This is a genomic window from Bacillus sp. JJ722 (assembly GCF_036963345.1).
In the GTDB taxonomy this organism is placed as follows: domain Bacteria; phylum Bacillota; class Bacilli; order Bacillales; family DSM-1321; genus Bacillus_AD.
Map to the genome: position 1 here is coordinate 1 of NZ_JBALMO010000123.1, position 11,924 is coordinate 11,924.

General features: G+C 34.8%; 13 protein-coding genes. 8 read left to right on the top strand and 5 right to left on the bottom strand.

Annotation, left to right across the window (positions count from 1 at the left end; genetic code table 11):
* Positions 1-185: 185 nt before the first annotated feature.
* Together V7014_RS15675 and V7014_RS15680 are read left to right on the top strand one after the other, a co-directional pair.
* Positions 186-545, top strand: a complete 360-nt coding sequence (locus V7014_RS15675; RefSeq protein ID WP_335508371.1) for a HesB/IscA family protein — start codon at positions 186-188, stop codon at positions 543-545.
* A 263-nt stretch (positions 546-808) separates the two neighbouring features.
* On the top strand, positions 809-1,156 hold the full coding sequence (locus tag V7014_RS15680; RefSeq protein WP_335508372.1) for a YxeA family protein: 348 nt from the start codon (positions 809-811) through the stop codon (positions 1,154-1,156).
* A gap of 115 nt (positions 1,157-1,271) precedes the next feature.
* Here the strand turns inward: V7014_RS15680 and V7014_RS15685 are convergent, their stop codons facing one another.
* The gene (locus tag V7014_RS15685; protein ID WP_335508373.1) at positions 1,272-2,267 is read right to left on the bottom strand and encodes an NAD(P)/FAD-dependent oxidoreductase; all 996 of its coding nucleotides are present in this window, start codon (positions 2,265-2,267) and stop codon (positions 1,272-1,274) included.
* 532 nt (positions 2,268-2,799) lie between these two features.
* Between V7014_RS15685 and V7014_RS15690 the strand changes: the two genes are divergently transcribed.
* The 4 genes from V7014_RS15690 (at position 2,800) to V7014_RS15705 (ending at position 6,243) form a co-directional block, all read left to right on the top strand.
* The gene (locus V7014_RS15690; RefSeq protein ID WP_335508374.1) at positions 2,800-4,029 is read left to right on the top strand and encodes an NAD(P)/FAD-dependent oxidoreductase; all 1,230 of its coding nucleotides are present in this window, start codon (positions 2,800-2,802) and stop codon (positions 4,027-4,029) included.
* Between the two features lie 140 nt (positions 4,030-4,169).
* On the top strand, positions 4,170-4,610 hold the full coding sequence (locus tag V7014_RS15695) for an NUDIX domain-containing protein (protein WP_438824926.1): 441 nt from the start codon (positions 4,170-4,172) through the stop codon (positions 4,608-4,610).
* A 137-nt stretch (positions 4,611-4,747) separates the two neighbouring features.
* Complete coding sequence (locus V7014_RS15700) at positions 4,748-5,071, top strand: YuiB family protein (protein ID WP_335508376.1); 324 nt, start codon at positions 4,748-4,750, stop codon at positions 5,069-5,071.
* Between the two features lie 509 nt (positions 5,072-5,580).
* Positions 5,581-6,243 carry a 3D domain-containing protein gene (locus V7014_RS15705; protein WP_335508377.1) on the top strand — a complete coding sequence of 221 codons (663 nt, stop codon included), beginning with the start codon at positions 5,581-5,583 and terminating at the stop codon, positions 6,241-6,243.
* A gap of 64 nt (positions 6,244-6,307) precedes the next feature.
* Here V7014_RS15705 and V7014_RS15710 read toward each other — a convergent pair whose 3' ends face one another.
* Both V7014_RS15710 and V7014_RS15715 read right to left on the bottom strand, forming a co-directional pair.
* Complete coding sequence (locus tag V7014_RS15710) at positions 6,308-7,084, bottom strand: cobalamin-binding protein (RefSeq protein WP_335508378.1); 777 nt, start codon at positions 7,082-7,084, stop codon at positions 6,308-6,310.
* A gap of 15 nt (positions 7,085-7,099) precedes the next feature.
* Positions 7,100-7,576 carry a divergent PAP2 family protein gene (locus V7014_RS15715; protein ID WP_335508379.1) on the bottom strand — a complete coding sequence of 159 codons (477 nt, stop codon included), beginning with the start codon at positions 7,574-7,576 and terminating at the stop codon, positions 7,100-7,102.
* A gap of 363 nt (positions 7,577-7,939) precedes the next feature.
* Here V7014_RS15715 and V7014_RS15720 point away from each other — a divergent pair, with 363 nt between their 5' ends.
* On the top strand, positions 7,940-9,439 hold the full coding sequence (locus tag V7014_RS15720; protein WP_335508380.1) for a leucyl aminopeptidase: 1,500 nt from the start codon (positions 7,940-7,942) through the stop codon (positions 9,437-9,439).
* A gap of 101 nt (positions 9,440-9,540) precedes the next feature.
* Here V7014_RS15720 and V7014_RS15725 read toward each other — a convergent pair whose 3' ends face one another.
* Entirely contained in the window at positions 9,541-9,954 is a 414-nt protein-coding gene (locus V7014_RS15725) for a hypothetical protein (RefSeq protein WP_335508381.1), read from the bottom strand.
* A gap of 221 nt (positions 9,955-10,175) precedes the next feature.
* Here V7014_RS15725 and V7014_RS15730 point away from each other — a divergent pair, with 221 nt between their 5' ends.
* Positions 10,176-10,556 (top strand): hotdog fold thioesterase, encoded by a 381-nt coding sequence (locus tag V7014_RS15730; RefSeq protein WP_335508382.1) that lies wholly within the window; start codon positions 10,176-10,178, stop codon positions 10,554-10,556.
* Positions 10,557-10,625: 69 nt separating this feature from the next.
* Here V7014_RS15730 and V7014_RS15735 read toward each other — a convergent pair whose 3' ends face one another.
* Positions 10,626-11,774, bottom strand: coding sequence for an FAD-dependent monooxygenase (locus tag V7014_RS15735; protein WP_335508383.1), 1,149 nt, complete (start codon positions 11,772-11,774; stop codon positions 10,626-10,628).
* Positions 11,775-11,924: the final 150 nt, after the last annotated feature.

The window sequence follows — 11,924 nt, forward strand, 5'->3', positions numbered from 1 at the left end:
CTTTTGTGTGGTAATATTTACTTATGATTCATTATACTATATGTATAAAGAAGTAGAAGAGTTAAAGTTAGAATACTTTATAAACATTTGTCAAAAATGTTTAAGACTTGAGCCAATTTTGATTTTTTGTATATACTTGTAGTAGTAAGTAGCTTCCCCAATTATAAATTTAGGAGGTTCATAATATGGAACAAACAGTAACAATTACTGATGCAGCAGCATTACAAATAAAAGATATGATGAAGAATAATGATGAAGGTAATTTCCTTCGTGTAGCCGTTCATGGTGGCGGTTGTAGCGGTCTTTCCTACGGAATGGGTTTCACAAATGAAGTCAACGAAGATGATATGGAAATGAATATACATGATATTTCCGTATTAGTGGATCAGGAAAGTGCTGGAGTTTTAAAAGGAACGATCATTGATTACAAACAGTCTATGATGGGTGGAGGCTTCACCATCGAAAATCCAAATGCCATCGCATCTTGTGGTTGTGGTTCTTCATTCCGAACAGCGAAGAATGCTGGTAAGCCTGAAGAGTGTTAATTTTCTATACTAATGAATTGAACGTAACATAATCTAGCTTCCGTAAATAAAGAAAAAGAATAGTTGTATGATAAAAAAAGCCAAACTATGTTTGAACTGTACTCCAATTATTAGACACAACTAATAATTGTAGGCGCAGTTCATGTTTAGGCTTTTTTTGTTATCTTACGAAAATGTAATGTTTATGTCATGTAATTCAATTTCTCATTTAAAGAAAAGAGATTATGATAGCAACATAACAAAAAACACATGAGGTGAATGACATGAAAAGATTTATTGCACTTTTTAGCGTTTTAATTATATTTACGTCCATTTTAGCTGGTTGTAATTTTAACCGTATGGGAAAAAGCCAATATTACATCCAAATTACGGTTGATGGCACAGAACAGGAAGTAGTAGCTGATAATGGTAAGAAGTTTAAATCATTTAAGTATGAGCTACCAGCATTTGATAAAGATGGTAAAGAAAAAATGATGGAATTTACAGCGGATAAAAATCTTCGTAAAGATGCATTTTTACGTGTATACTACAATGATAAAAAAGGCGTTACATCTTGGGAAGAAGTAAAGAAAGAAGATATTCCTAAAAAAGCGCAAAAAAAATGGGCTTGAAATAATGTGAAAAAGGATCTAGCAAATACTTTTATGTATGCTAGGTCCTTTACTTAATTATCATGGTTAATTATTTGTAAAATGCTTCGACCAAGAGCACTTTCGCAATTCTTTCTTATTTAAACATAGAAGTGCTATGCATTGGTTGGACTCTTGCTTTTGGATCGATGAATGATTTAGCATTGTTAACTGCTGTAGGGGCTTCGCCAAATCCACAAGCAATAAGTTTTACTTTGCCATCATATGTGCAGATATCGCCTGCAGCATAAATGCCAGGAATATTTGTTTCCATTTTTGAGTTTACTACGATGGAGTTCTTTTCAATTTTTAGTCCCCAATCTTTAATAGGGCCTAATGAGGAAATGAACCCGAAGTTAACAATAAGTGCGTCAACGTCAATGGCTTCTTTTGTGCCATCTTCAGCATGTTCAAGTACTATTTGGGAGACTTTCTCACCATCTCCAATGATTTCGGTTGGAATATGAGGTGTTTTGATGATAACGTTTGAATTAACTAAGTTTTCAACGCTATGTTCATGTGCGCGGAATTTTTCACGACGGTGTACAATGTATACTTGTTCAGCAACATTTTCTAACATTAATGCCCAATCAACTGCAGAATCTCCACCACCACAAACGACAACTTTTTGACCTGCGAATTGATTTAAATCATTGATAAAATAATGAAGATTTGACTTTTCATAATCTTTTGCTCCATCAAGTTCAAGGCGTCTAGGTTGGAATGCACCATTTCCAGCTGTAATAATGACTGTTTTGGTGTAATGAACATCTTTATTAGTTGTTAGCTTAAATGACCCATCCTCTAGCTTTTCTAGCTGTTCAACTGCTTCTTCTAACACAATCGTTGGATTGAATTTCTCCATTTGATCTTTTAAGTTATCAACAAGCTCCTGAGCGCGTACTTTTGGAAAGCCTGCAACATCATAAATGTATTTCTCGGGATAAAGCGCAGACAATTGACCACCTAATTGAGGTAAGCTTTCAATGATTTTTACTGAGGCTTGTCTCATGCCGCCATAAAAAGCAGTAAATAATCCAGTAGGGCCTCCCCCGATAATCGTAATATCATATACTTTTTGTTCTACACTCACTCCAATTCCCCCTTATGTAAAAATGTCTCAATATACGTTACATTTTACCATAACAAAGTGTGTAAAATACTAATAATAATTAATAATCTGAATATATTATTTTATTTTAAATATTAAAATATTATGTTGAGATAGCAATAAACGTTTGAAATTGGAAGTGTTAAATTTGTTAGTTAGTTGTATTTAACAATATATTAAAGATGAGTGAATAAGTATTGTGAATTTTTACTTTATTGTTTTTTATAAGATATGTGCTTGAAAAAGCAATTAAAAAAAGCTATTATCTATTAGAGGATAATGTTAATTTTTTGTGACTAATTTTCAATATTTTTTTGACTGAACTAGTGAATCCTTTCACAAGTATGTAGTTAATTCCCAAGAAATACAATACTAGCAAAGTGATTATTGGTAATCATATAAATGAGTAATTATTTGTAGAACGGTTAATATTCGTTCTATTTCTCGTTTAGATGATTCAAATCTCTTGTTAGTAAGTATAAAGCAACTATAGATTTATTATCATAATTGAAAGATGGAAGTGAATATCTTGACTAAGAAGAAAATTGTTATTTTAGGGGCAGGTTACGCAGGTTTAACAACTATAGTACGTTTACAAAAGTCATTAGGTGCAAATGAAGCGGAAATCGTATTGGTTAATAAAAATGATTACCACTATGAAACTACTTGGTTACATGAAGCTTCTGCTGGAACAATTGATCCTAATCGCGTTTGTTACCAAATTGGAAATATTATTGATTCTAATAAAGTTCAGTTCGTTCAAGATACAGTTGTTGAAATTGTTAAAGATAGTAAGAAAGTAATTCTTGAGAATGGCGAATTAACATATGACTATCTTGTTATTGCTATTGGAGCAGTACCAGAAACTTTCGGCATTCAAGGATTAAACGAACATGCTTTTAAAATTACGAACATGAATACAGCTAGACAAATTCGTGAGCATATGGAAGAGCAGTTTGCTACTTATAGTAAAGAAGCGGAACCGAAAGAAGAGCGTTTAACATTTGTTGTTGGTGGAGCTGGATTTACAGGTATTGAATTTTTAGGTGAGCTAGTTAAACGAGTACCAGAACTATGCAAACAATATAATGTTGATCAACAAAAAGTAAAAATGATTTGTGTAGAAGCTGCACCAACTGTCCTTCCTGGTTTTGATAAAGAGTTAGTAGAATACGCTGTATCTAAATTAGAGAATCAAGGTGTAGAATTCAAAATTCAAACAGCTATTACTGAATGTACTTCTGAAGGTATCCTTGTTAAAAAAGGTGAAGAAGTGGAAGAGATTAAATCTGCAACTGTTGTTTGGGCAGCAGGAGTAAGAGGAAATCCAATTGTTGAGAACTCAGGCATTGAAACAATGCGTGGTCGAGTAAAAGTTAACCTTGATCTTCGTGCACCAGGTGAAGAGGATATCTTTATCATCGGGGATAGTTCATTAATGATTGATGAATCAGTAAATCGTCCATATCCTCCAACTGCACAGATTGCTATGCAACAAGCCGTAACTTGTGCAAAGAATATTACTGCATTAGTACGTGAACAAGATCAATTTGAGAATTTCAAACCGGATCTTAAAGGTAGCGTTTGCTCACTGGGTCACGATGATGCTATTGGTCTTGTGTTTGGCAAGAAATTAAAAGGAACACCTGCTGCATTTATGAAGAAAGTTATCGATAACCGGGCTTTATTCATCGTTGGTGGTCCATCATTAGTAATGAAAAAAGGAAAATTTAAATTCCTATAATATAGCATGTTTTATGAAAACGTCTTACCATGAAGGTAGGACGTTTTTTTATATAGATAAGAAATTTTAGCTTGTCTAAAAAAAAGGGGGAGACTTGTGTGCAAGAAAAATGTAAGAATGTCTGGTTAGCTGTTTCTGGCATGGTTATTAATGAACAAGGTGAATGGTTAATTGTTAAGAAAAAATATGGTGGCTTAAAAGGTAAATGGTCGTTTCCAGCGGGATTTGTGAATTGTGATGAAACCGTTGATGAAGCAGTTATACGTGAGATAAAAGAAGAAACAGGAATTGACATAGAAGTATCGGGCTTAATAGGGATAAGAAGTGGAGTGCTTTCTATAGGGTGCAGTGATAATATGTTAATTTTCTTATGTAAGCCGAAGAATAATGAAATTGTTACGCAAACTGAAGAATTATATGAGGCGCGTTTTATGCATCCAAACCAAATAATGGAGGATGAAAATCGTTCCGCTTTATTAGAGCAATTCCGTTATTTTGATACTAAGAATATTAAGGAAGTAATAGATGGCATAAATCCAGGAAATCATTTTGGGTATTTATCATATAAATTATTTGTTTAACTTTCTATTGTAGTTGTAGTGAAACATGAAAATTACAAATAATTGAGAAGATGGTTACTTTTAGTATATTCGTAATTGACTGATAACATTTCGTTCAGTACACTTAATTATGATGTTCTAAAGGGGGCTAGTACTACATGCAATTAACCATTCCATCATTAATTATTTCAATTGTCTTATTTTTCATTTTATTCTTTGGTATTGGATTCTTGTTAAATATGTTATTTCGAGCTTCATGGATCATGGCATTTTTGTTTCCTGTTATCGCATTATACATTATTAATAATGCAAAACTAATCAACTATTTTAAAGATCCAAGTACCACTTTTGGACATCTTGGAGAAAAAGTGACAAGTATTGCGACAGCTGACTTTATTATCTTATCTAGCGGTTTCTTAGGAACAGTAGCAGCAGGAATTACAATGAAATATTTACGGAAAAAAGGATATCAAATGTTTTAAGGAGCACAGTGTAAGAGAACTGTGCTTTTTTGTATGTACGTTTACATTTGCCGCATAGCTCCTTTTTGATTGGAAGTAAGACAGGAAGAAACTCTTCAATCAAAAAGGACCAGTGCCGGTTTTTCAATTGTCTAGCTTCAGTGTCCAGCAACTAGTGGACTTCGCTCTCCTCCCTACGATAAGTCAACATCAAATCGCCTTAGCGGCTCTTTGTGTTTCCTTTATCTCAGTCGGAGCGCTCCAGTCCATACGTTGCTAAACGGCCACTTCCGCTTTTCTATGTCTAACCTTACACTTGCCATGCTCGGCCGTAAGCCAATCTGTTTTGAAAAACAAAAGAGGTTTTTCAAGAACAGCTCGTCTTACGTCTGCCGCATGTCTCCTTTTTAATTGGAAGTAAAACAAGATGAAAACTCTTCAATCAAAAAGGACCAGTGCCGGTTTTTCTATGAATATTTTCTTTTCTTTTAGGAAACAAATAGTTCTGAGAGGAGTGAAGAAAATAATTCATGAAGCATAGGAGAATTATTTTTAAGAATATCATCTTAATTGTACTTTTAATGTTAGCTCTACAATCAACATATACTCATATTACTGGAGTAACTGCAACGGATTTAATTCAATATGTGCGGGAGGGTATTTTGGGCGTACAATCGAAATCTAACGAAGAGAGGCATTCAGCGGTGAAAACTACGGTTAAAGCTTCTGTTGAGACGCCTAAGACATTAGAAGATTATTTGGGTTTAGATTTAACACAGTATGAGAAAGCTAGCGTAATCGCAACTGGTTATACAGCTGGTGTTGAATCAACGGGAAAGGCCCCTAATCATCCATCATATGGTATTACTTATTCGGGGGTTAAGGTTAAAAGAGACTTGTATTCAACAATCGCAGCTGATTTAAATGTGTACCCAATAGGTACAATACTTTGGATTCCTGATTACGGATATGGTGTTGTTGCGGATAAAGGAGGAGCTATAAAAGGTAATCGCCTTGATTTATATTATGAGACGGTTCAAGATGTATACGATAAATGGGGCAAAAGAGAATTAGAAGTGTATGTGATTCGAAAAGGAACAGGATCATTAACGGAAGAAGAATTAACTGCACTAAATGAGAAAGAAGAAGTTCAAGTTTTTCGTCAGCAATTTACGAATAAACAAAAGAAGTAATCAGATATAAAGGCTCACCAATCCGGTGAGCCTTTATTTTGATTTTATTAAAAAATAACGCCGATTAAAATGTATCTGGATGTAATAAGTTAGCTAGTTTCTTTAGTCCTTCGAGTAAACGTGGTGATGGTCGACAATATAAAGGTTCTTCCATTACATTAATTTGTCCAGTTTGAATAGCAGTTATCTGGTCCCAGCCTTGTCGCTTTAATACGAGTTCAGGTTTAATACGATGCTGTGCTACTCCTACCCACGCGAGTAAGATATGTTCTGGATTTCGTTCAATAACATCATGATGCTGTACTTGTGCACTTGCTAAATCTACATCTTTAAAAATATTTTGCCCACCGGCTAATTCACTTATTTCTGTTAGCCAATTCTTTCCGCCCGGAGTGAATAAAGGATTTGGCCACCATTCCCAATAAAGCTTTTTCTTATTGACTATAGTATTGGAAATGGCACGATACTTTTCGATTTCTGCTAAGAATAACTCGGACTGTTCTTTTGCTTTCTTTGTTATTCCTAGTGCTTCACCGACTATAAGTAAATCATTTGCAATTTCTTGAAGTGAGTTTGGATTTAGAACAAGATGTGGAATGTTTCGTTTCTCTAATTCCGCTACATTCTTTTCCATACCTGGAACACTTAAAGAAGCGAGTACTAAATCTGGTTGTAATGCTTCAACTTGATCCATGTTTATGGACAAGTCTGGTCCAAGTCGTGGAAGTGATTGAATAAATTCAGGATAGTCTGAATAATCATCAACACCTATTAACAAATCAGCAATTTCTAATGTCGCACATAATTCTGTATTGCTAGGGCATAAAGAAATGATTTTCATAGCATACTCCTTAAGTTAATGTAGTAAATAATGAAGTAACAGAGCGATGAAAATGCCTGTTAAAGCTCCAAAAAAAACTTCTATGGGCTTGTGTCCAAGCAATTCTTTCAATTTCATCTGCTTTTCTTGCTCCGCTTGTTCTTGCCAATGTTTCGCTTCTTGAACGAATATTTGAAAGTCATGAACTAGTTTATTCAACACTGCAGCTTGTTCACCCGCTTGTCTGCGAACACCAGTAGCGTCAAACATAGTAATGATTGCGAATATGGTCGCTACGGCAAAGATAGGGGATTGTAAACCCGATTCAATAGCAACCGCTGTAGCAAGTGAGGTTACGGCAGCTGAATGAGAACTAGGCATACCGCCAGTACTTGTTAATAATGACCAATCAAATCGACGAGTAGCAATATAACCAATTGGAACTTTTACAAACTGTGCGAAAAAAATAGCAGTAAGAGATGCGATGATCGGAAAATTCCATACTGCGCTCATGAGTCTTCACCCTCTTTATTTTTAATTATAATGCTAATGGGACGTTTTATATATACGAATGCATTATAACGTTAGGTTGTTAAGATATACTTACATTATGTCTTCATATGAAACATATCTTATGTTATTTAATATTCTACAATGCATGCTTTAAGGTACATCTGCTGTTTTTGTTAAATATATATAAATTAGCATTATGAAGTTTAAAGTCATGTCATTCAAAACAATGTAAAATTTTTTGTTTTATTAATATATTAGGCGTATGATTGAAGATTGAGAATATGTAATCGATTTGATAAGTGAATAATCCAAGGACGCCTAGCTAGGTACAACAATATTATTTGAAAAATTGGAGGAATATAAATGTTTTCAATGCAAAATCAATGGAATGCTGAATCAGAAATTGAATGTTTGATTGTGGGAGTATATCATCCAAGTACGATGTTAAAAGGGATCTTGCCAGCTTGTAATGCTGCAATGGACAATGATTTGATCGAACTTATAAAAAGTGGGGACATTTCTACCGCTAAGAAAACTATTACAACGATACATACACTTGGAAAAGTTAAAACAAAGCGAATTATCTTTGTTGGATTAGGAAGAGAATCTCAGTTATCAGAAGAGAGTTGGAAGGAAGGGGTAGCTAAGGCTTTTAGAAAGGTAAAGGACTTACGCTTATCTTCGATTACGGTTGATATTGATACTTTAACAGGAAGTACGATGACGTTTGAAAGAGCAGCAGCATTACTAGGTGAGGTTTACATGCTTTCACTTTATACATTCGATGGATATAAACAAAGTAATAAAAAATCATCAAGCAATATAAAATATTTCAATATGATTTCAAACGAAAGTCATAAAGAAGTGCTTAACCAACTCAAAAAAGGTTTTGTATATGGTAAAGCAACTAACTTTGCTCGAACACTTGTTAATTTACCACCAAACATTTTAACTGCTACGACGCTTGCTCAGTATGCGGAAGATTTAAGTAAGCGATACAATTTTGAATTGGAAGTATTGAATAAAGAAGAGATGCAAAATTTAGGTATGGGTGCATTGTTAGCTGTTAACCAAGGATCAGTTGAACCCCCAGCGATGATTGTCCTGAAATATCAAGGAAAGTCGGAGTGGACGGATGCAATTGGACTGGTTGGAAAAGGAGTAACGTATGATACTGGAGGATATTCGCTAAAGCCTCGTGAAAGTATGGTAGGTATGAAGTCAGATATGGGAGGAGCAGCAGCAGTTCTTGGGGCAATGGAGGTAATTGGTGAGCTTAAACCAAAACAAAATGTAGTAGCCGTAATTGCATCTACCGATAACATGGTTAGTGCGACAGCGATGAAACCGGATGATGTGATTACTTCTTTAAGTGGTAAAACAATTGAAATATTGAATACTGATGCTGAGGGGCGACTTGCTTTAGCGGATGCTGTTACCTATGCTAAACATCATGGTGCATCTTGTTTAGTTGATGTCGCTACTTTAACAGGGGGTGTTGTAGTAGCGCTAGGAAATGATATGACAGGTGTATTCACGAATAATCAAAGCTTACTTCAGCAAGTACAAAGAGCTTCTGAGATTACAGGAGAACCAATGTGGCAGCTACCTATTACTGCAAAAGATCGTGAAAGGGTGAAAAGCAGTAAGATTGCTGATTTGAATAACTCGCCAGGTAGAGATGGTCATGCTATTATGGGTGCCGCTTTTGTGGGTGAGTTTGCTGAAGATACGCCTTGGGTACATTTAGATATAGCAGGTACAGCAACGGTGAAGAAAGCAAATGACTTGCAAACATTTGGTGGAACAGGAGTAATGACGAAAACATTGGCTCAGTTTGTTCAAGATTATAAAATGTCATAAATGAGAGAGGCTGTCTCAAAAGTGATTTTAAATCACTTTTAAGACGCCTTTTACGCTTTTTTAGCCCTTCGTTAAAGTTTACGAGAAATCCTTTTTTCTTTCTACAAGTTCTGCCATTTTAATGATACAGAAACTGTACAGCAATTATTGTGAGGATCTTTAGGTTTTAAAGTAATGATAATTCCATCTGGATTATAGTAAATGTCTGAACGGTTTTTTAAGGCTAATGTCGAGAGTAGTTGCTTAATTTTATCCGTTTTAGATTCTTGAGCCGCTTCGATAATTTGTTTGGAGAATGCATGAGATTTTGAAACTTGAGCGGATAATTTATGGGCATCTTCTAGTAGTTCCTGAATTTTATTAGCTGATTTCATAAAGATGGTTGGATCAACAGGGGGATAGGTTATTACTCGATGTCTGATATTTGCTGGATAACAGAGTGGTTGTGGAATCATGTAGTAAGCAGGAATATAAGGGTTATAGGGAGTATAATTAATATAGGGTAGTATATGCATGTATTATCACCTTCTTTTCTTTAAATAATCCATCCTTACATTTGAATAAGTAAAATGAATCATTGTTAATAAATTTAAAGAATAAATGAACTATATACATAATATGACATTCAGAAATAATTATGCTTTTTGCTATCCTGTTATTGATTTTTGTTAATTAGATTGAAAGAAATGTATCGTATTAGATAGTCAATGGACATAAATTATAGGGGGAATTATTCATGGATTTACAAGGCACATTAATCGAAACACTTGGAATGGAAATTACTACTTTGGAAGAGGGAAAGGTCATCGCTACCATGCCTGTCGATGGCAGAACGAGACAGCCTTTCGGACTTTTACATGGCGGAGCGTCGGTAGCTTTAGCTGAAACAGTTGCTAGTATTGGTGCCTATCACCTTGTAGATCAAGAGAAGCAAGCAGTCGTTGGTTTAGAAATTAATGCTAATCATATTCGAGGTAAGAAAGATGGTATTGTAACGGCTATTGCAACGGTTTTACATAGCGGTAGAAAAACGATGGTATGGGATATAAAAATAGTAGATGAAGAAGAAAAATTAATTTGTATATCAAGATGTACAATGGCCGTAATTGATTTATAAGTCGTACTGAATGTGAAAAATAAAGCTTTGCTCGGTGGTATTAATCAATGTCCACCGAACAAAGTTACATTATACATTATATGTTTTAGTTAAATCGAATAACTCTTTTAGTTTCTTATGATGTACTTTATTTGGAGCGATTTCGATTACTTTATTACGAATAGAACATAGTAGAGGTATATCGAGCTGTGCTACTTTACCGAACATCCAAGAGTCTTTTACGACTTTTCTTGTGCGTTCTAATCTTTGTTCTTCATAGTCTTTAAAAGCTTGGCTTATACTGTTCGCATCTTTTAAGTAAAGAGCTAGAAATAAGGCATCTTCTATTGCTTGTCCAGCTCCTTGTCCCATGTTAGGAGTTGTAGCATGAGCTGCATCCCCTAATAAGAGAATACGATCGTATGCAAACTGATAGATTGGCTCTAAATCATAAATATCACGGTGATTAATATTCTCATCTGCTGTTCGTTCGAGAATAGTAGGGATTGGATCGTGATATTGTAAAAAATTATAAAATAAATCGGAGCTTTTCCATTTCTTTAATTCTAAATCGTTAGCTTGGCTGTTTTTTAGGGCGTACCAATACATACGATTATTTGTTAATGGTACAATCCCTATTCTTCCTTTTGGTCCCCATGTTTCAGTGAATTTTTTTTCAATATATTCAGGGCAATTCTCAGCCACTCCACGCCAACAAGTATAGCCAGCGAAACGTAATTGTTTATCGGGGAGTAGCTTTTGTCTGACTGCTGAAAAAATCCCATCACAAGCTATTAAATGGCTAGCTGTAGTGGTAGAGCCATCTTCAAAAAACAGTGTAATAGAGTCTTCGTTTTGTTCAAAATCTTTCAGGCGCTTATTATAGACAATCGTTTTAGGTTTTAAGCTCGATGCTAATGTTTGGGTTAATTCGGATCGTAGTAGGAAAGTATAATTCGTAGTATGTGAACCTTCGTATGTTAAATCAGTAAGTTTTTTACCTCGGTCTGAATGAATGGTGCATATTTTTTGTGTATAACCAATTTTACGTATCTGTTTCCCAACCTCTAAGAAGTCGAGGGCAGTTAACGCATTTGCACCAAGAATGATTCCTGCTCCTACTTCTACTAAATCATGATGCTTCTCATAGATTGTGACATCATGTCCGGTTTTTTGTAATGCAATAGCCGCGCTAAGTCCACCAATCCCACCACCTAAGATTGCAATATGCCCCGGCATATTTTGAAACCTCCTCCAAGAAATTAAAATTTTTAATAGGATTTTTTTGGAAATATTAGTTATTAGTATTTATCGACAAAATTCAATTTTTTTGAAGATAGAATAGCAAAATGTCTTAAAATTTATCCGGTTATAACTGGCGCTAAGACT